This is a genomic window from Pseudomonas hefeiensis, from assembly GCF_030687835.1.
GTDB lineage: Bacteria > Pseudomonadota > Gammaproteobacteria > Pseudomonadales > Pseudomonadaceae > Aquipseudomonas > Aquipseudomonas hefeiensis.
Genome location: NZ_CP117449.1, coordinates 5,599,131 through 5,620,339, shown reverse-complemented (window position 1 = coordinate 5,620,339; position 21,209 = coordinate 5,599,131). Strand labels below are relative to the sequence as shown.

Below are 21,209 nucleotides of genomic sequence, written 5' to 3'. Positions count from 1 at the left end.
TCATGCTCCCAGGAGGCTTTGCCCGCACACCCGCAGCGTCTGGCCGGTAACGGCGCCCGTGCCCGGCTGGGCGAGCCAGGCCACGGCTTCAGCAACATCCTGTGGCAGGCCGCCCTGGCCCAGGGAACTCATGCGCCGCCCGGCTTCGCGCAGGGCGAAAGGGATGTCGGCGGTCATGCGGGTTTCGATGAAACCCGGGGCCACGGCATTGATGCTGATCCCCCGAGGTTGCAGGACCGGCGCCCAGGCCTGGGCCAGGCCGATCAATCCGGCCTTGCTCGCCGCATAGTTAGTCTGGCCGCGATTGCCAGCAATGCCGCTGATGGACGCCAGCAGAATCACTCGGCCATTGTCCCGCAGGGTGCCACTGTCGAGCAGGGCCTTGGTCAGCACCTGCGGCGCGTTGAGGTTGACCGCCAGCACCGCGTCCCAGAATTCCGGAGTCATGTTGGCGAGCGTCTTGTCCCGGGTAATGCCGGCGTTGTGTACCACGATGTCGACGCCGTCGGGCAGGTGTTCAATCAATTGCGTAGCGGCGTCTTCCGCACAGATGTCCAGCGTCACGCTGCGCCCGCTAAGGCGCGCAGCCAGGGCTTCGAGGTCGGCCTTGGCCTGCGGGACGTCCAGCAGGATCACGTCGGCGCCATCACGGGAGAGGGTTTCGGCGATGGAGGCGCCGATCCCGCGGGCCGCGCCGGTGACCAGGGCCTTGAGGCCCGTGAGCGGACGCGTCCAGTCCTGGACCTGGGCCTGGCAGGCCTTGAGGCGAATAACCTGCCCGGAAACGTAGGCGCTCTTGGGCGACAGGAAAAACCGTAGCGCACCTTCCAGTTGGGCTTCGGCGCCGTCACCCACATACAGCAGTTGCAGCGTCCCGCCGTGGCGCAATTCTTTGGCCAGCGAACGGCTGAAGCCCTCCAGGGCCCGCTGCGTGCTGGCGGCGAACGGGTCGTCAAGGCTTTCTGGAGCGCGGCCGAGGATGACGACATGGGCGCTGTGGTCGAGGTTCTTCATCAGGGGTTGGAAAAACTCGCGCAGTTGCTTGAGCTGATCGGCCTGCGTCAGATGACTGGCGTCGTACACCACGGCCCTGATTTTCGGACCGTGGCCGGGGATCCACTCGGTGGCCAGTGTCGGTTCGCCTCCGTAGATGAAGATCGCATCGGTCAGGCGCTTGGCAAATGCGCCGATCTGTTCGGTCAACGGTCCGCCGCCCAGCAGCAACGCGCCTTCGATCGGCCGCAGCCGCCCGGCCTGCCAGCGCTCCAGGCGTACCGGCGATGGCAGGCCCAGCGCACCGACCAGACGCAGGCCAAGGGGCGAATTGGCGAAGTCGATATAACGGTCTGACATGGAACACACTCCGGCTGATGAGGTTCAAAGTGTGGACCATGATTGGCAATCGGTCGTTCGATCGGCCAGATAAAGCCTAAGCTTGTGCGGGAGCCGGGTTCCCGCAGGCCCATTGGCGCATCCGGACATACACAGGGAGTTCTTCATGACACAGCTACGCCGCGTCGCGATCATCGGTGGTAACCGCATCCCCTTCGCTCGCTCCAACGGGCCCTATGCCACCGCCAGCAACCAGGCGATGCTGACCGCCGCGCTCGAGGGGCTGATCGAGCGCTACAACTTGCATGGTTTGCATATCGGTGAGGTGGCCGCCGGTGCGGTGCTCAAGCATTCCCGGGATCTGAACCTGACCCGCGAATGCGTGCTCGGTTCGCGCCTGTCGCCCACCACGCCGGCCTATGACCTGCAACAGGCTTGCGGCACCGGGCTGGAAACCGTGCTGTTGACGGCCAACAAGATTGCCCTCGGGCAGATCGACAGTGCCATTGCCGGCGGCGTGGACACCACCTCGGATGCGCCGATTGGCGTCAACGAAGGGCTGCGCAGGATCCTGCTGCAAGCCAATCGCGCCAAAACCACCGCTGAGAAAATCAAGACCTTCCTGCAACTGCGTCCCCAGCACTTCGTTCCCGAACTGCCTCGCAATGGCGAGCCACGAACCGGCCTGTCCATGGGTCAGCACTGCGAATTGATGGCGCAGACCTGGCAGATTCCCAGGGGGGAGCAGGACCAATTGGCCCTGGAGAGTCATCAGAAAATGGCCGCGTCTTACGCCGAGGGCTGGCAGAACGATTTGATGACACCGTTTCTCGGTCTGACACGGGACAACAACCTGCGCCCGGACCTGACCCTGGAAAAACTCACCGCGCTTAAGCCTGCCTTCGAAAAAAGCGCCAAGGGCACGATGACGGCGGGCAATTCCACGCCGTTGACCGATGGTGCCTCACTGGTGTTGCTGGGCAGCGAAGAGTGGGCCAAGTCCCGGGGACTGCCGATCCTGGCGTATGTGCGCGACGGCGAAACAGCAGCGGTGGATTTCGTCAACGGGGCAGAAGGGTTGCTGATGGCGCCGGTCTACGCCGTGCCTCGGTTGCTGGCGCGCAACGGCCTGACGTTGCAGGACTTTGATTACTACGAGATCCACGAAGCATTCGCCGCTCAAGTGTTATGCACGCTCAAAGCCTGGGAAGACCCGGATTATTGCAAGACGCGCCTGGGCCTCGACGCTCCGTTGGGCAGCATAGACCGCAGCCGGTTGAACGTGAAGGGCAGCTCCCTGGCCGCCGGGCACCCGTTTGCCGCCACAGGTGGACGAATCGTCGCCAACCTCGCCAAGTTGCTGGATACGGCGGGGCGGGGCCGTGGTCTGATTTCCATCTGCGCGGCCGGTGGCCAGGGTGTGACGGCAATTATCGAACGTTGAGGAGCGCCTCGCGCTGTTGATTGATCAGTTCCCGCTGGCGGTTGGCGTAGCGTTCGGCGAGGATCGAACAGACGATCAACTGCAACGGGTGATAAATCATGATCGGCAACAGGATCAGCCCCAGGCCGGGGTTGTTGCCGAAAATCAACGCGGCCATCGGCACCCCGGCCGCCAGGGATTTCTTGCTGGCACAAAATACCGCCGCAATCTCATCGGCGTTGCTGAACCGCAAGGCCCGGGCGGTGCGGGTGGTCATCCACAAAATGATTGCCAGCAACACGGCACTGCCAAGCAATGCACTGAGCAGCACGGTGTTGCCTTGTTGTTGCCAGATCCCGGACACCATCGAATTACAGAATGCCGCGTAGACCAGCAGCAGGATCACCAGTTTGTCGATGATGCTGGTGTAGCGTTTATACCGCCCGAAAAAACCGGCCAGCCAGCGCCGCAGCAACTGCCCAAGCACCAGCGGCAACAGCAACATCAGGCAAAGGTCGAGCAAGGTTGCACCCAGGTCGATGCCCCCGGCGCCGCTACCGACGACGAAGCTGACCAGCAGCGGTGTCAGGAAAATCCCCAGCACACTGGACAGGCTCGCGTTGAGAATCGCTGCCGGCACGTTACCGCCGGCGCTGCCGGTCAGGGCCACCGAGGAGGAAATGGTCGAGGGCAAGACGCACAGGTAAAAGAACCCCAGCATCAGCAGTGATGGCATATGGCGGCCCAGAAGCGAGTCGCTGACCAGCCAGATCAACGGAAACACGCCGAAGGTAAAAACCTGCACCATCAAGTGCAGCCGGATGTTTTTCAGACCGTGGCGGATCTGCTCGCCGGACAGGTTTATCCCATGCAGGAAGAACACCACAAAGATGCCGATATTGACCACCCACTCGGCATGCATGGCGCCACCCGTGGCGCCAAAGCTGGGAAACAGATACGCCAGTAACGTGGCAAGCAGCATGCCGCACAGGAACCAGTCGGTTACCAAGCGTTTGAGGTGTCTGAAAATGTGCATACGGCACCGCAAGTTGTAAGAAAAGTCGACTTAGCCTAACGTCGGCACTTGCAGCCGTCTTGCGACATAGGGCCAATCAATGCCGACTAACGGACACCAACAACTCGAAAGACGCATTCCTGACCTGACTGAGTTGCCCAGGCCGCTTTACGCCCGTGTCGAAAGTTTGAGCGCCGGTTCCTGGACACAGGCCCATCGTCATGATTGGGTGCAGTTTTCCTACGCCATCAGTGGCGTGCTCGGCGTGCACACTGCCGAAGGCAGCTTCTTCGCGCCGCCTCAATGGGGTATCTGGATTCCTGCCGACCTGGAGCATCACGTGGTGACCTCAACCCGGGCGGAAATGCGCAGCCTCTATGTCCATCGCCAAGCCTGCCCGTGGGCCGATGAGCGCTGCCGGGTGCTGGAGGTCACGCCGCTGGCCCGGGAGCTGATCAAGGCTTTTTGTCAGATGCCGGCCGACTACTCACAGGGCGATACCCAGGAAGCACGACTGGTGCAGGTGTTGCTGGATCAGTTGGCAGTGCTGCCGGAAGTGGGTTTTTGCCTGCCGCTGCCCCGACACGCTCGTCTGCTGGCACTGTGCAACGAACTGATCGAACAGCCCGAACAGAACGTGACCTTGCAAGCCTGGGCCGAGCGTTTGGGCACATCGGAAAAAACCCTCATGCGCCTGTTTCAGCGCGAAACCGGCCTGAGCTTTCGCGCCTGGCGCCAGCGCTCGCGGTTGTTGTCGTCCTTGGGGGCGTTGGAAAAAGGCGATAGTGTGACCGGCGCAGCGTTGTCCTGTGGGTATGACTCCACGTCCGCTTTTATCGCGGCGTTCAAGAGGATGTTTGGGTTTACACCGGGGGAGCTGTTTAAACATTGAATCGGCACAAGGACATGGCTGTCAGTTCTTGTGGCAAATACCTTCGCATTCAGTTGACAACGCTACGCCCAGTCTCGGCTATGATTTGGCTCGGTCGATTTAATCCGGCACATTGTGTGCATCACTAGGCTTCATAAGTCGGCAACCCCTCCCCGTGGAGTGAGGATTGCCGTATAACGACTGTCATTCGCGTGTTCGGTAATAAAGGACCCCCAATAAAAGCTGATGAAGACTCCAAAACGCATTGAACCCCTGATCGAGGACGGTCTGGTCGACGAGGTGCTGCGCCCACTCATGAGTGGTAAAGAAGCAGCTGTTTATGTGGTGCGCTGCGGCAATGAGCTACGTTGCGCCAAAGTCTACAAGGAGGCGAATAAGCGAAGTTTTCGTCAGGCGGCCGAATACCAGGAAGGCCGTAAGGTGCGTAACAGCCGCCAGGCCCGTGCCATGGCCAAGGGCTCCAAGTTCGGGCGTAAGGAAACCGAAGACGCCTGGCAGAACGCCGAAGTGGCGGCGCTGTTCCGGTTGGCCGGCGCGGGGGTACGAGTGCCCAAGCCGTACGACTTCCTCGAAGGTGTGCTGCTGATGGAGTTGGTGGCCGACGAGTATGGCGACGCGGCGCCGCGTCTGAACGACGTGGTGTTGGAGCCGGACCAGGCCCGTGAGTATCACGCTTTCCTGATTTCCCAGATCGTGCTGATGCTGTGTACCGGGCTGGTGCACGGTGACCTGTCGGAGTTCAACGTGCTGCTTACGCCGACGGGCCCGGTGATCATCGATCTGCCGCAAGCGGTGGATGCCGCGGGCAACAACCACGCCTTCAGCATGCTGGAGCGGGACGTGGGCAACATGGCATCCTACTTCGGCCGGTTTGCCCCGGAGCTCAAGCGCACCCGGTACGCGAAGGAAATGTGGGCGTTGTATGAGGCCGGCATCTTGCACCCTGCCAGCGTCCTGACCGGCGAATTCGACGAGCCGGAAGAACAGGCGGATGTCGGCGGGATCATGCGCGAGATCGAGGCTGCCCGCCTGGACGAGGAACGCCGCCAGGCCGTACGCGCCGCTGACGACGCTCCACCCGGAAAAACCGAAGAACCGCCTCCGCCCTGGATGCAGTGATCGGTCAACCAGAAACCCGGCCCAGGCCGGGTTTTTTGTAGCTACCCAAAAAGCTCCCGCACTGTTCTTTGTGTGGCCTCAAAACCTGCGTCCACCGCCAACCCCCTGTGGGAGCGGGCTTGCTCGCGAAAGCGGTGGGGCAGCTTGCATGGATGTTGGATGTGCCGGCGTCATCGCGAGCAGGCTCGCTCCCGCACTGTTCTTTGTGTGGCCTCAAAACCTGCGTCCACCGCCAACCCCCTGTGGGAGCGAGCCTGCTCGCGAAAGCGGTCGGCAGCTTGCATGGATGTTGGACGTGCCGGCGTCATCGCGAGCAGGCTCGCTCCCACACTGTTCTTTGTGTGACCTCAAAACCTGCGTCCACCGCCAACCCCCTGTGGGAGCGAGCCTGCTCGCGAAAGCGGTCGGCAGCTTGCATGGATGTTGGATGTGCCGGCGTCATCGCGAGCTGGCTCGCTCCCACACTGTTCTTTGTGAGGCCTCAAAACCTGCGTCCACCGCCAACCCCTTGTGGGAGCGAGCCTGCTCGCGAAAGCGGTGGGGCAGCTTGCATGGATGTTGGATGTGCCGGCGTCATCGCGAGCAGGCTCGCTCCCACACTGTTCTTTGTGAGGCCTCAAAATCTGGGTCCACCGCCACCCCCTGTGGGAGCGAGCCTGCTCGCGAAGGCGGTGGGGCAGCTTGCATGGATGTTGGATGTGCCGGCGTCATCGCGAGCAGGCTCGCTCTAGACTTCGCTCAGGCATGCACTGCCTTTTCGCAGCGCCCCGACGCCAGTTCCTTGAGAATCGGGCAGTCCGGGCGGTGGTCGCCGTGGCAGTGTTCCACCAGGTCCTGGAGGGTGTCGCGCAGTTCGCCCAGCTCGCGGATTTTCTGGTTCAACTCGTCGATGTGTTGCCGGGCCAGGGCCTTGACGTCGGCGCTGGCACGTTGGCGGTCTTGCCAGAGGGTCAGCAATTTTCCGACCTCTTCCAATGAAAACCCCAGGTCCCGTGAGCGTTTGATAAAGGCCAGGGTGTGCAGGTCATCGGCGCCGTAGATCCGGTAGCCGCTGTCGGTGCGATGAGCCGCCTTGAGCAGGCCAATGGACTCGTAATACCGGATCATCTTCGCGCTCAGGCCGCTCTGGCGGGCCGCTTGGCCGATGTTCATCGCTTGTCCTCCAGGTGCTTGGGTGTCCAGAGTTTCAACAGTAATGCATTGCTCACCACGCTGACGCTCGACAGGGCCATGGCGGCACCGGCCAGCACCGGGTTGAGGAAGCCGAACGCCGCCAGCGGAATACCGATCAAGTTATAGACAAATGCCCAGAACAGGTTCTGCCGGATCTTGGCGTAGGTCTTGCGGCTGATCTCCAGCGCCGCCGGCACCAGCCGTGGATCGCCGCGCATGAGGGTGATGCCGGCGGCGTGCATCGCCACGTCGGTGCCGCCGCCCATGGCAATGCCAATGTCCGCGGCGGCGAGGGCCGGGGCGTCGTTGATGCCGTCGCCGACCATGGCCACCACTGCGTTTTTCTTCAATTGCTGGACGATGGCGGACTTATCGGCCGGCAGTACTTCGGCATGAACGTTGTCGATGCCCAATGCCTCGGCCACCACCCGGGCACTGCCCCGATTATCGCCGGTCAGCAGATGGCTGCCGATGTGGCGTTCATTCAGGGCTTGTACGGCCGCCAGGGCGCCGGGCTTGAGTGTGTCGCCGAAGGCGAACAGGCCTAACACCCGAGGCGTTGCGTTTTGCTCGATCAGCCAGGACAGGGTTCGGCCCTCGGTCTCCCAGGCCTGGGCCGACTCGCTCAGCGAACCCGGGGCCAGGCCCAGTTCGTCCAGCAAGCGTCTGTTACCGAGGGCCAGACGCTGCCCATCGAGGCTGCCGGCAATACCGCGTCCGGTCAGCGACTGGCTGTCGTTGATGTCCGGGACATTCAGGCCGCGCTCGGTACAAGCGTCCAGCACCGCCTTGGCGAGGGGATGTTCGCTGCCGCGTTGCAGTGCCCCGGCCATTTGCAGCAGCCTGTCTTCGTCACCGTCCAGGGCGGTCAAGTGGGCGATGCGCGGCGTGCCGGAGGTCAAGGTTCCGGTCTTGTCGAACACCACTGCGGTGACTTCATGGGCGCGCTCCAAGGCCTCGGCATCCTTGATCAGGATTCCGTGGCGGGCGGCCACACCGGTGCCGGCCATGATTGCCGTGGGTGTCGCCAGTCCGAGGGCGCACGGGCAGGCAATCACCAACACAGCGACGGCGTTGATCAGGGCTGTCTCCAGTGGCGCGCCGTATAGCCACCAGCCGACCAGCGTGGCCAGGGCCAGCACCAGCACGACCGGCACGAAGACCTGGCTGACTTTGTCCACCAGTTTTTGAATGGGGGCCTTGGCCGCCTGGGCGTCCTCCACCAGGCGGATGATGCGCGCCAGGACGGTTTCGGCGCCCAGGGCCTGGGTGCGTACCAGCAGACGGCCTTCGCCGTTGATGGCACCGCCCGTCACCTTGTCGCCGGGTTGCTTGGGCACCGGCAGGCTTTCGCCACTGATCAGGGCCTCGTCGGCGTGACTCTGGCCTTCCAGCACTTCGCCGTCCACCGGGAAACGCTCGCCGGGCTTGACCAGTACCCGATCATTCAAACGCAGGGCGCTGATGGCGACGTCCCGTTCCTGACCATCAATGACCTGGATCGCCCGCTCCGGCCGCAAGGCTTCGAGGGCGCGGATAGCGCTGGCGGTCTGGCGCTTGGCGCGGCTTTCCAGGTATTTGCCCAGCAACACCAGGGCAATCACCACGGCCGAGGCCTCGAAATACAGGTGTGGCATGCTGCCGGGACGGGCGATGGCCCATTCATAAATGCTCAAGCCATAACCCGCGCTGGTGCCCAGGGCCACCAGCAGATCCATGTTCCCGGCCCCGGCACGCACGGCTTTGTAGGCCGCGACATAAAAACGCGCGCCGAAGATGAATTGCACCGGTGTCGCCAGAGTGAATTGCGCCCAGGCCGGCAGCATCCAATGCACGCCGAACGGTTGCAAAAGCATTGGCAGCACCAACGGTACGGACAGCAAAATCGCCAGCACCAAGGCCAGGCGCTCGCGGTTCAGGCGATTGCTTTGCGCGTCATGGGGTTGCTCGGCCTGCCAGACACTGGCGTCATAACCGGTACCCTTGACCGCATCGATCAGGGTTTGCGGATCGACCCGGCCGAGCAAGTCGAGGTGGGCCCGTTCGTTGGCGAGGTTGACGCTGACACGGTTCACCCCGGCGACTTTGCTCAGGGCGCGCTCGACCCGGCCGACGCATGAGGCACAGGTCATTCCCTCGATCGACAGTTCCAGAGTCTGGACCGGGACGCTGTAGCCGGCTTGTTCAACGGCCTGCATCAAGGCTGGCAGGCTGCCCCCGGGCGCCTGGACCCGCGCCTGTTCGGTTGCCAGGTTCACGCTGACGGCGCTGGCCCCTGTGACATTGCTCAAGGCGCGCTCGACCCGACCGGCGCAGCTGGCACAGGTCATCCCGGCAATCGGCAGATCGAAAAGGGTGGATTCAGGCATCGGACAGGCTCCCTTGTAGTGAATGACTACAGGATCAACCTTGCCATGCCGGGAAGGTCAAGCGCCAATCCAAAAGCTTGCATACACACCTTGTGGGAGCGGGCTTGCTCGCGAATGCGGTGTGTCAGCTAACCCTTGAATCGACTGACACACCGCATTCGCGAGCAAGCCCATTTTTTATCTAAGGACTCAGTAACCGAGACCAGCCGGCTTGAGATACATCCCTTCCTGGGTCATGGCAATGCGGAACTTCAGTACGTCGCCCGCCTTGAGCGTGACATCCTGCGAACCTGGCGCGAGCATGCCCGGACTGCAGCCCGGCGCCTGGCCCGGTAGCAGCTTCAAGCGCAAGGAGAATTTTCCCGGTGGCAAGTTGAAGGAGGTGCTCTGTTCCTGGAACAAGCGCCCCGAGAGCTGATCGCCGATATAGATGCCGATTTCGCAGGAAGTCGGCACTTCCAGGCGCTCGCGGGAAATGATCAGCACGCCGTAGTCTTCGCCGACGGCCGACGCCTGGGGGCTCACCGCTGACAAACCGAGCATGCAAAACAGGCTGAACGCTGACCAGCGCATGGCTGAACCTCCGGTGTGAAATCCTTGATGTGTGCAGCTTGGCTGAGCTCGGCACCGATTGCCAGCCCGGCAGTTTTCGTCAGAACTTGACCTTTCCATGATGGCAAGCTTGAAACTGCTGGCAACCTCAATCCCAAGGAGTTATCTCATGCAAACATTCAATGTTCAGGGAATGTCCTGCGGTCACTGCGTCAAGGCCATCACCCAAGCTGTGCAGGCCAAGGATCCGGCGGCGGATGTGCAGATCGATCTGAGCGCCAGGACTGTTCAGGTGCAGAGTGCTTTGTCGGTCGATGCCGTAGTCCAAGCCATTAAAGAGGAGGGGTACGAGGCCAGTCTCGCCTGAGATTTTTAATCGTTAGCGACCTATCGGAATGTTCAAGAGCGCCCGGCACGGCTAGACTGTCGGGCTGCTGACTGACGCCTGAACCTGGACGCCCGATGAACTTCCGTACCATTCTGATTCTTGGCGCCTTGAGCGCATTCGGTCCCTTGGCGATCGATTTCTATCTGCCGGCTTTTCCGGCCATGGCGACTGCCTTTGGCACCGATGAAAATCACATCCAACTGACCCTGGCGGCTTATTTTCTCGGATTGTCCATCGGGCAACTGGCCTATGGGCCGGTGGCGGATCGCTTCGGGCGGCGCATTCCATTGCTGACGGGCGTTGGCCTGTTCACCCTGGCGTCTCTGGCCTGTGCCTACGCGCCGAGTCTTGAATGGCTGATCGGTGCCCGCTTCGTCCAGGCCCTGGGCGGATGCGCCGGTATGGTGATTTCCCGGGCGGTGGTCAGTGACAAATGCGACGCGGTGGGCTCGGCCAAGGTGTTCTCGCAACTGATGCTGGTGATGGGCCTGGCGCCGATCCTCGCGCCGGTGCTCGGCGGGTTGTTGGTGAACCTGCATGGGTGGCAATCGATCTTCATTGCCCTGACGGTGTTCAGCGCACTGGCGGCGACAGCTGTGGCGTTGTGGCTGCCGGAAAGTCTGCCGGCCCATGTACCTCGTCAACCGTTGTCCGGGGCATTGCGCCAATATGGTCGACTGTTGACCGACTCGATTTTCCTGGGGCACGCCTTGACGGGGGGCATCGCTATCGCCGGGATGTTTGCCTACATCGCCGGTTCGCCTTTCGTCTTCATCAAGCTCTACGGTGTACCGGCCGAACACTTCGGCTGGCTGTTCGGGACCAACGCGGCGGGTTTTATCCTGGTGGCACAGGTCAACGCCCGGTTGTTGTCCAAGCGTGGGCCGGCATTCCTGCTGTCTCGCGCGGTATGGGTTTATCTCGCCGCCGGGCTGAGTTTGTTGGCGATCAGTTCCATGCACACTGAGCGGCTGTGGCCGTTATTGATTCCGCTGTTCATCTGCATCGCCAGCCTGGGTTGCATCCTGCCCAATGCTTCGGCTTGCGCCATGAACGGGCAGGGGGCTCGTGCCGGTAGCGCGTCGGCGATGCTGGGATGCCTGCAGTTTTCCGTAGCCGCTGGTGCCGCCGCGTTGGTGGCGGCGCTGCACGATGGCACGGCCGTGCCGATGGCAATGGTCATCAGCCTTTGCGGACTATTGGTGGTGGGCGCAGCGATGCTGACCCGCCGCCTGCAACATGCCCGGACACTGGCACAAGCCAGTGGCCAGGACTGATTCAGCCGGCCGCTCGCTGCTGCTGTTCGGGGTAGTGGTGAGGTGCGTGAATACGCGCTTGCAGGGTGGTGGCGAAAGCCTGTGCCTCGGCCTCGGTACGGAAGGTCACGACGTGTTGGTCAAGACGCACTTGCCACTGGGATTTTGCCACTTCTTTTATCAGGATCTTCATTGCTGACCTCCTCACGTAAAAGATTGCGCTGCAAAGGCCTCGAGTGTAGACCTGAATGCGATCGCAATTGTGACAAGGGTCAATTCTCAGACTGACGGTGCAGGTTTTTTTGTGGGAGCAAAGCTTGCTCGCGATGAAGGCTACGCGGTTCCCTGTCAGGCCGAGTCATCGCCTATCGCGAACAAGCTTTTCCCCCACAAAAAAACCGTCCCCTCATCGGTGCTCAGAAACCTTCAAGCACAATCTTGCCTTTGGCTTTTCCGCTTTCCAGCAAGGCATGGGCCCGGCGCAGGTTCTCGGCGTTGATGGTGCCAAAATGCTCGCCGACGGTGGTCTGTAAGGTGCCGGCGTCGATTAGCGCGGCGACGCGGTTGAGCAGTTTGTGCTGTTCAATCATGTCCGCTGTTTCGAACAGCGAGCGGGTGTACATTAATTCCCAATGCAACGACAGGCTCTTGCGCTTGAGCTTAGTCACATCCAGCGCCTTGGGATCATCGATCAGTGCCAGTTTGCCCTGGGGCGCCAGGGCCTCCACCAATTGATCCAGGTGCTGGTCGGTCTGGGTCAGGCTGGCGACATGGGTCACCTGAGCCTGGCCTGCTTGCTTCAATGCATCGCTCAGCGGATGGCTGTGGTCCACGACCAGGTCGGCACCCAGGCCTCGTACCCAGTCCTGAGTCTGCGGCCGGGAAGCGCTGCCAATGACTTTCAGTGCGGTGAGCTTGCTGGCCAGTTGCGTCAGTATCGAGCCGACACCTCCCGCCGCACCGACGATCAACAGGCTTTGGCCCTGATCGTCCTGGCCTTCCTGGATTTGCAGGCGTTCGAACAGCAACTCCCACGCGGTAATGGCCGTCAGCGGCAGGGCAGCGGCTTCGGCGAAACCGAGGGTCTTGGGCATCTGGCCGACGATGCGTTCATCCACCACATGCAATTCGCTGTTGCCGCCGGCACGGACAATGGAGCCGGCGTAGAACACCTTGTCGCCCGCCTTGAACAGCGTGACCTCATTGCCCACCGCCTTGACCACGCCGGCCACATCCCAGCCCAACACTTTGGCTGCGCCGTCTTCGGGCTGGACGTTCTGGCGGATTTTCGTGTCGATCGGGTTGACCGAAATGGCTTTGACTTCCACCAGCAGATCCCGAGGACCGACAGTGGGTTCCGGCAGTTCAATGTCTTGCAGCGATTGTGGGTCGGTGATCGGCAACGAATGGTAGTAGGCAATGGCTTTCATGAAGCGCTCCGTGAGGTGAGATGGATGAAGACCATGTTTAGCTATTTATCACCGAGATAAAACCGGCTAAAAGAACAGGCTCTTTCAATGTTTTTTTGATAATGAGGCCGTCATGCTTCGATTCGACGACTTGCAGTTGTTCGTCCGGGCCGCAGACCTGGGCAGCCTTTCTGCCGCAGCCAGGGTCATGGACTTGTCGGCGGCGGTGGCCAGCGCCGCGTTGAAGCGGATAGAACAACACCTGGGCGCCCGGCTGTTGGCCCGTTCTACCCGCAGTTTGCGCCTGACGGCCGAAGGCGAAGGTTTCCTCGAGTACGCCCGCGCCGCGCTGAGCAGCCTCGATGAAGGGCGCAGGTTATTGACCAGCGGCCAGGATCAGGTCAGCGGGGTGTTGCAGTTGTCCGCCCCCTCGGACTTGGGACGCAACCTGCTGCTGCCCTGGCTGGACGCGTTCCAGGACGAGCACCCTGGGCTGACGGTGCGACTGCTGCTGGGTGATCGCATCGCGGATCTGTTCAAGCAGCCGGTGGATGTCGCGTTGCGGTATGGCGAGCCGGAAGATTCGAGCCTGGTGGCTCTGCCTGTCGCGCCGGATAACCATCGGGTGCTGTGTGCATCGCCGGGTTACCTGGCTCGGCATGGCGAACCCAATCAGTTGGAGCAACTGGCCCAGCATAATTGCCTGTTGTATATGCTCGGCACGCGGGTTCATGACCGTTGGTGCTTCCATGACGGCAAACGGGAAATGAGCCTGACCGTCAGCGGCGACCGTTTTAGCGACGATGCCGATGTGGTGCGTCGCTGGGCGGTGGCAGGTGCGGGGATCGCTTATAAATCCTGGCTGGATGTTTCAACCGATGTGTTGGCCGGACGTTTGAAAATCCTGCTGCCGCACCTGCAATGCGAGCGCGCGCCGCTCAATCTGCTGTGTGCTCACCGATCGCAGTTGAGCAAACCCATCAATCTGCTGCGAGAAATGCTCAAGCTGCGTTGTGGCCGGTTGACGGCACAATTTGCGCGCTCGTCGAGTCCCGACCATTAGTCGCGGGTAAATAGAGACTTTTCCCTCACGACCAATCGCCTCCAAAGGTTTCCGGAGGACAGGAAACCTCGATCTGCACGCTTATACTAGCGGCCGCCTGAAGCGGCGCGCGACTTGCGCCGGTCTAGCCGCTTTGGGCGGCCCCATTGCTGGTCACTATGCGCCAGAGCAGTAGACGAATGATTCAACAGGGAGTGAATACATGGAACATGCACCTTGCATCAGCCAGATCGCCACGCTGCTGGCCGACCCAAAACGCAGCGCAATGATGTGGGCCTTGATGGATGGCACGGCGCGGCAGGCTGAAGAGCTGGCGTTGTTGGCCGGGCTGTCGCCGTCTTCGGCCAGTGCTCATCTGGGCCGTCTGTCCGCCGGAGGCCTGTTGAAAGTCGAAGCCCGTGGCCGCAAACGGTTTTTCCGCCTGGCGGCACCCGAGATCGGCGCTGCCGTCGAAGCACTGGCCAGCGCGACCCTGGCCAGCACACCGCGGCAGCTTCCAGAAGTCTTCAAGCGCGGGGTCATGCCGGCCAAGGCCCCGTCGGCTCCCGCTTCGTTGATGCGCGCCAGACTTTGCGACGACCATCTGGGCGGCACCCTGGCGGCAGACCTGTATCAGCGCCTGCTGGACGCCGGCTGGATCGAGCAGGGCGACCAGCGGGTGATCGTGACTCACAAAGGCGCCAATGAGCTGGCCGGGCACGGTTTGTTCATCCAGGCGCTGGCCCACCGCAACGCCCGCACCGCTTGTGCCTGTCCGGACTGGAGCGAGCGGCGTCCGCACCTGGGGGGGCGCCCTGGGCGCGGCGTTGCTGCAACTGTTCATGCAGTCCGGCTGGCTGAGCCTGCCCAACGACTCCAGGGCCTTGCAGGTGACGGTGCTTGGCCAGCAGGAAATCCATCGGTTTGCCAGGCAGGACACTGTGGAAATGGCGTTCTAGGGCGGCCACAGGTCGTATTCAGCAATAGCCTCCAGCAAGGTTCGCGCACACTCGATCCTGGGATTTTTTTGGATTGGGGGGAAACAGCATGGATACTCACGGCTACAGCGCGGCCGAACGTCTGGAGCGACTGCCCATCAGCGGCTATCACCGGATTATTTTCATCATCATCGCCTTGGCGTTTTTCTTCGACTCCATGGACCTGGCCATGATGACGTTCCTGCTGGGCTCGATCAAAGCCGAGTTTGGCTTAAGCACCGCCCCAGGCAGGTTTGCTCGCCAGCTCCAGCTTCTTTGGCATGGTACTGGGGGCTTCGCTGTCAGGCATGCTGGCCGATCGGTTCGGGCGCAAACCGGTGTTCCAGTGGAGCATCGTGTTGTGGGGCATCGCCAGTTACTTGTGCTCTACCGCCCAAAGCGTCGACTCACTGATGCTGTTTCGCATCCTGCTGGGTATCGGCATGGGCATGGAGTTTCCGATTGCCCAGTCGATGCTCTCGGAGATGATCCCGGCCAAGCGCCGGGGCCGTTATATCGCCTTGATGGACGGCTTCTGGCCGTTGGGTTTCGTGGCGGCGGGCGTACTGTCGTACTTTCTATTGCCGGTGATCGGCTGGCGCGACATCTTCCTGGTATTGGCGGTGCCGGCGGTGTTTGTCCTGGTGATTCGCTTCTTCATTCCCGAGTCGCCGCGCTGGCTGGAACAAGCCGGCCGGGGGGACGAGGCGGATGCCGTGCTCAAGCGAATCGAAGACAAGGTCCGGGCCTCGTTGGGGCGTCGGGAGCTGCCGGAGCCGATTCGCCTGCCGAGGGTTGAGAGGACGCCGGGCAGTTTCTTTTCGGCTCTGGGGCAGATTTGGTCGCCACTTTATCGCCAGCGCACGATGATGATCTGGAGCGTCTGGTTCTTTGCTTTGCTCGGTTTCTATGGCCTGACGTCCTGGCTCAGCGCGTTGTTGCAGCAGTCGGGGTTCGCCGTGACCCAGTCGGTGTATTACACCGTGCTGATTTCCCTGGGCGGGATTCCAGGTTTCCTGATGGCGGCGTGGCTGGTGGAGCGCTGGGGACGTAAACCGGTGTGCGTTGTCACGTTGCTGGGTGGTGGGGTGATGGCGTTTCTGTATGGTCAGAGCGCGGTGTTTGGCGGCAACGTGGGCTTGCTGATCGGCACCGGGCTTTTGATGCAGTTTTTCCTGTTCGGCATGTGGGCGGTGCTCTACACCTACACGCCGGAGCTGTACCCCACTTCGGCACGGGCCACGGGTTCGGGCTTTGCCTCGGCTGTCGGCCGTATTGGTTCGCTGCTCGGGCCTCTGGTCACCGGGTTGGTATTTCCCATTACCGGACAGGGCGGCGTGTTCGCCCTGGGCGCGCTGTGCTTCGCCGTGGCGGCGGGGGTGGTCTGGTTGTTCGGGATGGAAACGCGGGGCAAGACGCTGGAGGAGTTGAGCGAGGGTACGGTGGCCGGTTAAACCACTCCACCCTTGTGGGAGCGAGCCTGCTCGCGATGGCGGTAAGTCAGTCGACATTGATGTTGAATGTCATGCCACTATCGCGAGCAGGCTTGCTCCCACAAGGGGGCATCGCCAGTCTTAGGGTTTTACCAGCCGCGCATCCAGGCTGTTCTGCGCCAGGCGCTTGGCCTGGTCCTGGGTCATGCCCAGGTGGGTGTGCAGTGCGTGGAAGTTTTCGGTGACGTAGCCGCCGAAGTACGCCGGGTCATCGGAGTTGACCGTCACCTTCACACCGCGTTCGAGCATGTCGAGGATGTTGTGTTGCGACATGTCGTCGAACACGCACAGCTTGGTGTTGGACAACGGGCAGACCGTCAGCGGAATCTGCTCGTCGATGATCCGCTGCATCAGTCGTTCATCTTCGATGGCCCGCACGCCGTGGTCGATGCGCTGGATCTTCAGCAGGTCCAGAGCTTGCCAGATGTACTCGGGCGGGCCTTCTTCGCCGGCGTGGGCGACGGTCAGGAAGCCCTCATGGCGCGCACGGTCGAATACCCGCTGGAACTTGCTCGGCGGGTGGCCCATTTCCGAACTGTCCAGGCCCACGGCCACGAACGCATCGCGAAACGGTAGCGCCTGGTCGAGGGTTTTTTCGGCCTGTTCTTCGCTCAGGTGGCGCAGGAAACTCAGGATCAGGCCGCTGGTGATGCCCAGTTGCTGTTCGCCGTCCTTGAGGGCGGCGGCGATGCCGTTGAGCACCACTTCGAACGGGACGCCGCGGTCGGTGTGGGTCTGCGGGTCAAAGAACGGTTCGGTGTGAATCACGTTCTGCGCCTTGCAGCGCAACAGGTAGGCCCAGGTCAGGTCGTAGAAATCCTGGGAAGTGCGCAACACGTCGGCGCCCTGGTAATACAGGTCGAGGAATTCCTGCAAATTGTTGAAGGCATAGGCCTTGCGCAGGGTATCCACGTCGCTCCACGGCAGGGCGATCTTGTTGCGTTCGGCCAGGGCGAACAGCAGCTCGGGCTCCAGCGAACCCTCCAGATGCAGGTGCAGTTCAGCCTTGGGCAGGGCGTTCAGCCAGTCGTACATGTTCTTTTCTCATCAGCGAATCGATGGCGGGCATTCTACAGGGGCTGGCCGCAATGTCTGGTAAAACCTGACCGGCTGATCCACTACACCGCCTGTTGTTCCCGCCGATAAGCATAGGTGTCAGCGAAGCGCGACAGCAGGAATTCGGCGCAGGTGGTGGTCGGGTACTTCGGTGGATGGGCGTCATCCTGGCAACCGGGTAAGCATTGGATCAGCGTGTCGGGGTGCGGCTCGGCAAAGAACGGCATCGAATAGCGATCCACTCCCAGCGGGCTGATCACCCGATGCGGCGTGGACAGGTAACGGTCGTTGCTCCAGCGCGCCATCATGTCGCCGAGGTTGACCACGAACGTGCCGTCGATGGGCGGCGCATCGATCCATTGGCCGTTGACGTTGCGCACTTGCAGACCACCGGCGGCGTCCTGGTAGAGCAGGGTGATGCAACCGTAATCGGTATGGGCGCCGGCACCTTGCTGCTCGGCAGAACTGGCGGTGTGACGCGGCGGATAGTGAATCAGGCGCAGCACGCTCACTGGCTCGTTGAAACGTGTGTCGAAGAAGTCCCGCTCGATGCCGAGGGCCAGGGTCATGGCGCGCAGCAGTGTTTGTGCAAGTGCCTGCATGTCGCGGTAATGCTGCTCCATCAGGGGTTCCCAGCCCACCAGGTCCGGGTGTCGGTTAGGACCGCGCAGAGGCTTATGCGCCAGCACGTCGGGATGATCGGCCGGCAAGTGCAGGCCCATGTCGAAGGTTTCTTTCAGGTCGCTGGGTTTGGCCGGGTCCAGTTGTTCGGTGGCGACGGCGCCGTAGCCGCGATGATGGCGGGTCTGGGTGATATCTATCTTGAGTTTTTCTTCTACCGGCAGCGTGAAGAAGCGTTGGGCATGGCCCAGGACGTCGGTGATGCGCGCCGGGCTGATGGGGTGACCCTTGATGTAGAAAAAGCCCCACTGGCGGCAGGCCTGGTCGATCTGGCTGGCGACCGATTGCCAGGCGCTGGGTGCATCGCCGTAGAGCGGGCTGATGTCGATGATGGGAAGGCTGTTCATGCGGCTTTCCTGAATTGAAATGGGAGCGCCAATGTGGGAGCGGGCTTGCTCGCGAAGGCGGCGTGTCAGTCGACATTGATGTTGAATGTACCGCCGTCTTCGCGAGCAAGCCCGCTCCCACAAAGGTGATGTGTTGGGGCTGGGATTATTTGGGAATCTCAGCCTTCATACCTTCGACGTAGTAATTCATCGACGCCAGTTCCGCATTGGTAGCGCTCACGCCCGCCGGGATTTTCTCGACGCCGGCCTGGTCCTTGATCGGTCCGGTGAACGGATGGAAAGCCCCGCTCTCGATGTCGGCGATGATTTGCTCGGCTTCGACTTTGACCGTCGCAGGCACCAGGTCGCTGATCGGCAGCTTCACCGTGCCTTCCTTCAGACCGCCCCAGTAGTCCTGGGATTTCCAGCTATGGTCGATCACGCTTTGGGTCGCCTGGATGTAGTACGGGCCCCAGTCGTTGACAATGGAGGTCAGCACCGCCTTGGGACCGAAGTGGGCCATGTCCGAAGCGTAGCCGACGGCGTAGACGCCGCGCCGCTCGGCGGCCTGGATCGGCGCCGGGCTGTCGGTGTGCTGGAACACCACGTCCACGCCCTGGTCGATCAGCGCGTTGGCGGCGTCGGCTTCCTTGCCCGGATCGAACCAGGAGTTGACCCACACCACTTTGATTTCAGTGCCGGGGTTGTACTTGTTCAGGGCCAGTTGGATAGCGTTGATATCGCGGATCACTTCTGGAATCGGGAAGGAGGCGACGTAGCCGATTTTTTTGCTCTTGGTCATCTTTGCCGCGATGAAACCACCGACGTAGCGACCCTCATAGGTGCGTGCCAGATAAGTGCCCAGGTTCTTGTCCTGTTTGTAGCCGGTGGCGTGTTCGAAGGTCACCTTGGGGAATTGCTTGGCGACCTTCAAAGTCGGGTTCATGTAGCCGAAGGACGTGGTGAAGATCAGGTCATACTTGTCTTTGGCCATGTTGCGGATCACCCGCTCGGCGTCGGCGCCTTCGGGCACGTTTTCCACATAGTTGGTGGTGATTCGGTCGCCGAGTTTCGCCACCAGTTCCTTGCGTCCCTGTTCATGCTGGTAGGTCCAGCCGTGGTCACCGATAGGGCCGATATAGACGAAGCCGACCTTCAGCGGGTCGGCGGCGCTGGCATTCAGGCCGGCGCTCAGACCGACAGTTGCAGCGATGGCGCAAAGCAACTTCTTCAAGGGACGCTTGTGCATGAACTCGAACTCCATTTTGTTGTGAGGTTGGCTGAACAGCGCTAATGCAAAATGCTGACCAACAAGACAACAAATATTCGGCGTCTTGACACAGCCGTCGCGGGCAAGCCTTGCTCCCACAAGTGCAAGGCCAAACCATGTTGCATCAGGCTTGCTCTCACAATTGCGCTGTAATACCTGTGGGAGCAGGGCTTGCCCGCGATGAGGCCCTTGAGAACAATAAAGGTGCATCTGCTTCCCTCTCGCCACTCACTGGTGCGGCACTTCGCGCGAACGTTCGCCTCCCCCCACAGTCAGTAACTCATCACCCGCCCACGGTTAAAGGCCCGCGATGCTCTCCCTGATCAAGCAAGAAAAACTGTTGTTGCTGGCCTTGCTCGCCGCATGTGTCGCCTACCCGCTGGAGCATTGGCTGCTGGGCAGTGGACAGGTGGTGGCGTTGATTGGCGGGTTGGTTCTGATTGGTTTTATCGTCGCGGCGTCCATGCGTGTCGCCCATCATGCAGAGTTGCTGGCGGAAAAGGTCGGTGACCCTTACGGCACTATGATCCTCACCCTGGCGGCGGTGCTGGTAGAAGTGGTGATCCTGGCGATCATGATGAGCAACGAAGCCTCGCCAACGCTGGTGCGCGATACCATTTATTCAGCGGTGATGCTCGATATCAACGGCATTCTCGGCCTTGCGGCGCTGATGGGCGGAATCAAGCATGGCGAGCAGGCTTACAACGATGATTCGGCGCGCACCTACAGTGTGATGATTCTCACCGCCATGGGCGTGTCGATGGTGGTGCCGGAGTTCATTCCCCAAGAGAGCTGGAAGCTCTATTCGGCATTCACCATCGGCGCGATGATCGTGCTGTACACCCTGTTCCTGCGCATGCAGGTGGGGCCTCACAGTTACTTCTTCAGCTACAGCTACCCGGAAAAACGCCGCAGGAAAGAGCCGCTGGAAAACCAGCCGAAACCTATCAGCCTGACGTTCTCTATCGCGGCACTGGTGTTTGGCATCGTGGTGATCGGAGCGTTGGCCGAAGTCATGTCCAAAACCATCGACCTGGGGCTGGAAGGTTCAGGCGCGCCGCCGGTGGTTACGGCGATTCTGGTGGCCGCCATTTCCGCGGCACCGGAAATCCTCACCGCCTTGCGCGCGGCGCTGGCAAACCGCATGCAGTCGGTGGTGAATATCGCCTTGGGGGCTTCGCTGTCCACCGTGATCCTCACGGTGCCGGTGATGGAAGCGATGGCGCTCTATACCGGCCAGCCGTTCCAGATGGCAATGACCCCGGTGCAGACGGTGATGATCTTCATCACCTTGATCGTCTGCGCCATCAACCTCAATGATGGGGAAACCAATGCCATTGAAGGCATGACCCATTTTGTGTTGTTTGCGACGTTTATCATGTTGTCCTTGCTGGGCCTCTAGAAGAGCATCGCGGGCAAGCCTTGCTCCCACAATG

Annotated in this window: 17 protein-coding genes and 2 pseudogenes; 9 read left to right on the top strand and 10 right to left on the bottom strand. The window is 61.4% G+C overall.

The window, feature by feature from the left end; genetic code table 11:
• Positions 1-1,353, bottom strand: coding sequence for a 3-oxoacyl-ACP reductase (locus PSH57_RS25340; RefSeq protein WP_305386053.1), 1,353 nt, complete (start codon positions 1,351-1,353; stop codon positions 1-3).
• Between the two features lie 145 nt (positions 1,354-1,498).
• Between PSH57_RS25340 and PSH57_RS25335 the strand changes: the two genes are divergently transcribed.
• Positions 1,499-2,776: an acetyl-CoA C-acetyltransferase gene (locus PSH57_RS25335; protein ID WP_305386052.1), complete on the top strand. Its 1,278-nt coding sequence runs from the start codon at positions 1,499-1,501 to the stop codon at positions 2,774-2,776.
• Here the strand turns inward: PSH57_RS25335 and PSH57_RS25330 are convergent.
• Positions 2,763-3,791 (bottom strand): bile acid:sodium symporter family protein, encoded by a 1,029-nt coding sequence (locus PSH57_RS25330; protein ID WP_305386051.1) that lies wholly within the window; start codon positions 3,789-3,791, stop codon positions 2,763-2,765. The two genes, PSH57_RS25335 and PSH57_RS25330, sit on opposite strands and share 14 nt — an antisense overlap.
• 79 nt (positions 3,792-3,870) lie before the next feature.
• Between PSH57_RS25330 and PSH57_RS25325 the strand changes: the two genes are divergently transcribed.
• Together PSH57_RS25325 and PSH57_RS25320 are read left to right on the top strand one after the other, a co-directional pair.
• Complete coding sequence (locus PSH57_RS25325; protein WP_305386050.1) at positions 3,871-4,662, top strand: AraC family transcriptional regulator; 792 nt, start codon at positions 3,871-3,873, stop codon at positions 4,660-4,662.
• A gap of 225 nt (positions 4,663-4,887) precedes the next feature.
• Positions 4,888-5,781 (top strand): PA4780 family RIO1-like protein kinase, encoded by an 894-nt coding sequence (locus tag PSH57_RS25320; RefSeq protein ID WP_305386049.1) that lies wholly within the window; start codon positions 4,888-4,890, stop codon positions 5,779-5,781.
• Between the two features lie 738 nt (positions 5,782-6,519).
• Here the strand turns inward: PSH57_RS25320 and cueR are convergent.
• The 3 genes from cueR to PSH57_RS25305 all read right to left on the bottom strand — a co-directional run bounded on the left by cueR (position 6,520) and on the right by PSH57_RS25305 (position 9,896).
• Complete coding sequence (cueR, locus tag PSH57_RS25315; RefSeq protein WP_305386048.1) at positions 6,520-6,933, bottom strand: Cu(I)-responsive transcriptional regulator; 414 nt, start codon at positions 6,931-6,933, stop codon at positions 6,520-6,522.
• Positions 6,930-9,323: a heavy metal translocating P-type ATPase gene (locus PSH57_RS25310; protein WP_305386047.1), complete on the bottom strand. Its 2,394-nt coding sequence runs from the start codon at positions 9,321-9,323 to the stop codon at positions 6,930-6,932. The genes cueR and PSH57_RS25310 overlap by 4 nt, the downstream gene beginning before the upstream one ends.
• A gap of 189 nt (positions 9,324-9,512) precedes the next feature.
• Positions 9,513-9,896, bottom strand: a complete 384-nt coding sequence (locus PSH57_RS25305; RefSeq protein WP_305386046.1) for a hypothetical protein — start codon at positions 9,894-9,896, stop codon at positions 9,513-9,515.
• Between the two features lie 148 nt (positions 9,897-10,044).
• Here PSH57_RS25305 and PSH57_RS25300 point away from each other — a divergent pair, with 148 nt between their 5' ends.
• Both PSH57_RS25300 and PSH57_RS25295 read left to right on the top strand, forming a co-directional pair.
• On the top strand, positions 10,045-10,242 hold the full coding sequence (locus PSH57_RS25300) for a heavy-metal-associated domain-containing protein (RefSeq protein ID WP_305386045.1): 198 nt from the start codon (positions 10,045-10,047) through the stop codon (positions 10,240-10,242).
• Positions 10,243-10,337: 95 nt separating this feature from the next.
• The gene (locus PSH57_RS25295; protein WP_305386044.1) at positions 10,338-11,540 is read left to right on the top strand and encodes a multidrug effflux MFS transporter; all 1,203 of its coding nucleotides are present in this window, start codon (positions 10,338-10,340) and stop codon (positions 11,538-11,540) included.
• Position 11,541: 1 nt separating this feature from the next.
• Here the strand turns inward: PSH57_RS25295 and PSH57_RS25290 are convergent, their stop codons facing one another.
• Both PSH57_RS25290 and PSH57_RS25285 read right to left on the bottom strand, forming a co-directional pair.
• Complete coding sequence (locus tag PSH57_RS25290) at positions 11,542-11,712, bottom strand: hypothetical protein (protein ID WP_305386043.1); 171 nt, start codon at positions 11,710-11,712, stop codon at positions 11,542-11,544.
• A 223-nt stretch (positions 11,713-11,935) separates the two neighbouring features.
• Positions 11,936-12,949, bottom strand: coding sequence for a zinc-binding alcohol dehydrogenase family protein (locus PSH57_RS25285; RefSeq protein ID WP_305386042.1), 1,014 nt, complete (start codon positions 12,947-12,949; stop codon positions 11,936-11,938).
• A 112-nt stretch (positions 12,950-13,061) separates the two neighbouring features.
• Between PSH57_RS25285 and PSH57_RS25280 the strand changes: the two genes are divergently transcribed.
• From PSH57_RS25280 to PSH57_RS25270, 3 genes and pseudogenes are all read left to right on the top strand, one after another.
• Positions 13,062-13,991, top strand: a complete 930-nt coding sequence (locus PSH57_RS25280) for a LysR family transcriptional regulator (protein ID WP_305386041.1) — start codon at positions 13,062-13,064, stop codon at positions 13,989-13,991.
• Between the two features lie 202 nt (positions 13,992-14,193).
• A pseudogene (locus PSH57_RS25275) lies at positions 14,194-14,929 on the top strand (ArsR/SmtB family transcription factor).
• Positions 14,930-15,017: 88 nt separating this feature from the next.
• Positions 15,018-16,401, top strand: a pseudogene (locus PSH57_RS25270) (MFS transporter).
• Positions 16,402-16,521: 120 nt separating this feature from the next.
• On the opposite strand, the gene PSH57_RS25265 reads toward PSH57_RS25270, so the two are convergent.
• The 3 genes from PSH57_RS25265 to PSH57_RS25255 form a co-directional block, all read right to left on the bottom strand.
• Positions 16,522-17,475, bottom strand: coding sequence for an adenosine deaminase (locus PSH57_RS25265; protein ID WP_305386039.1), 954 nt, complete (start codon positions 17,473-17,475; stop codon positions 16,522-16,524).
• 83 nt (positions 17,476-17,558) lie between these two features.
• A complete protein-coding gene (locus tag PSH57_RS25260) occupies positions 17,559-18,524 on the bottom strand; it encodes a 2-oxoglutarate and iron-dependent oxygenase domain-containing protein (protein ID WP_305386038.1) in 966 nt (321 codons plus the stop codon).
• 145 nt (positions 18,525-18,669) lie between these two features.
• The gene (locus PSH57_RS25255) at positions 18,670-19,752 is read right to left on the bottom strand and encodes a BMP family ABC transporter substrate-binding protein (RefSeq protein ID WP_305386037.1); all 1,083 of its coding nucleotides are present in this window, start codon (positions 19,750-19,752) and stop codon (positions 18,670-18,672) included.
• A gap of 331 nt (positions 19,753-20,083) precedes the next feature.
• Here PSH57_RS25255 and PSH57_RS25250 point away from each other — a divergent pair, with 331 nt between their 5' ends.
• Positions 20,084-21,175: a calcium:cation antiporter gene (locus PSH57_RS25250; protein WP_305386036.1), complete on the top strand. Its 1,092-nt coding sequence runs from the start codon at positions 20,084-20,086 to the stop codon at positions 21,173-21,175.
• The last annotated feature ends 34 nt before the right edge of the window (positions 21,176-21,209 follow it).

Excerpts from the sequence above, each read along its gene's own strand:
- PSH57_RS25340 (WP_305386053.1), bottom strand. The coding sequence starts at position 1,353 with ATGTCAGACCGTTATATCGACTTCGCCAATTCGCCCCTTGGCCTGCGT.
- PSH57_RS25335 (WP_305386052.1), top strand. The coding sequence starts at position 1,499 with ATGACACAGCTACGCCGCGTCGCGATCATCGGTGGTAACCGCATCCCC.
- PSH57_RS25330 (WP_305386051.1), bottom strand. The coding sequence starts at position 3,791 with ATGCACATTTTCAGACACCTCAAACGCTTGGTAACCGACTGGTTCCTG.
- PSH57_RS25325 (WP_305386050.1), top strand. The coding sequence starts at position 3,871 with ATGCCGACTAACGGACACCAACAACTCGAAAGACGCATTCCTGACCTG.
- PSH57_RS25320 (WP_305386049.1), top strand. The coding sequence starts at position 4,888 with ATGAAGACTCCAAAACGCATTGAACCCCTGATCGAGGACGGTCTGGTC.
- cueR (WP_305386048.1), bottom strand. The coding sequence starts at position 6,933 with ATGAACATCGGCCAAGCGGCCCGCCAGAGCGGCCTGAGCGCGAAGATG.
- PSH57_RS25310 (WP_305386047.1), bottom strand. The coding sequence starts at position 9,323 with ATGCCTGAATCCACCCTTTTCGATCTGCCGATTGCCGGGATGACCTGT.
- PSH57_RS25305 (WP_305386046.1), bottom strand. The coding sequence starts at position 9,896 with ATGCGCTGGTCAGCGTTCAGCCTGTTTTGCATGCTCGGTTTGTCAGCG.
- PSH57_RS25300 (WP_305386045.1), top strand. The coding sequence starts at position 10,045 with ATGCAAACATTCAATGTTCAGGGAATGTCCTGCGGTCACTGCGTCAAG.
- PSH57_RS25295 (WP_305386044.1), top strand. The coding sequence starts at position 10,338 with ATGAACTTCCGTACCATTCTGATTCTTGGCGCCTTGAGCGCATTCGGT.
- PSH57_RS25290 (WP_305386043.1), bottom strand. The coding sequence starts at position 11,712 with ATGAAGATCCTGATAAAAGAAGTGGCAAAATCCCAGTGGCAAGTGCGT.
- PSH57_RS25285 (WP_305386042.1), bottom strand. The coding sequence starts at position 12,949 with ATGAAAGCCATTGCCTACTACCATTCGTTGCCGATCACCGACCCACAA.
- PSH57_RS25280 (WP_305386041.1), top strand. The coding sequence starts at position 13,062 with ATGCTTCGATTCGACGACTTGCAGTTGTTCGTCCGGGCCGCAGACCTG.
- PSH57_RS25265 (WP_305386039.1), bottom strand. The coding sequence starts at position 17,475 with ATGTACGACTGGCTGAACGCCCTGCCCAAGGCTGAACTGCACCTGCAT.
- PSH57_RS25260 (WP_305386038.1), bottom strand. The coding sequence starts at position 18,524 with ATGAACAGCCTTCCCATCATCGACATCAGCCCGCTCTACGGCGATGCA.
- PSH57_RS25255 (WP_305386037.1), bottom strand. The coding sequence starts at position 19,752 with ATGCACAAGCGTCCCTTGAAGAAGTTGCTTTGCGCCATCGCTGCAACT.
- PSH57_RS25250 (WP_305386036.1), top strand. The coding sequence starts at position 20,084 with ATGCTCTCCCTGATCAAGCAAGAAAAACTGTTGTTGCTGGCCTTGCTC.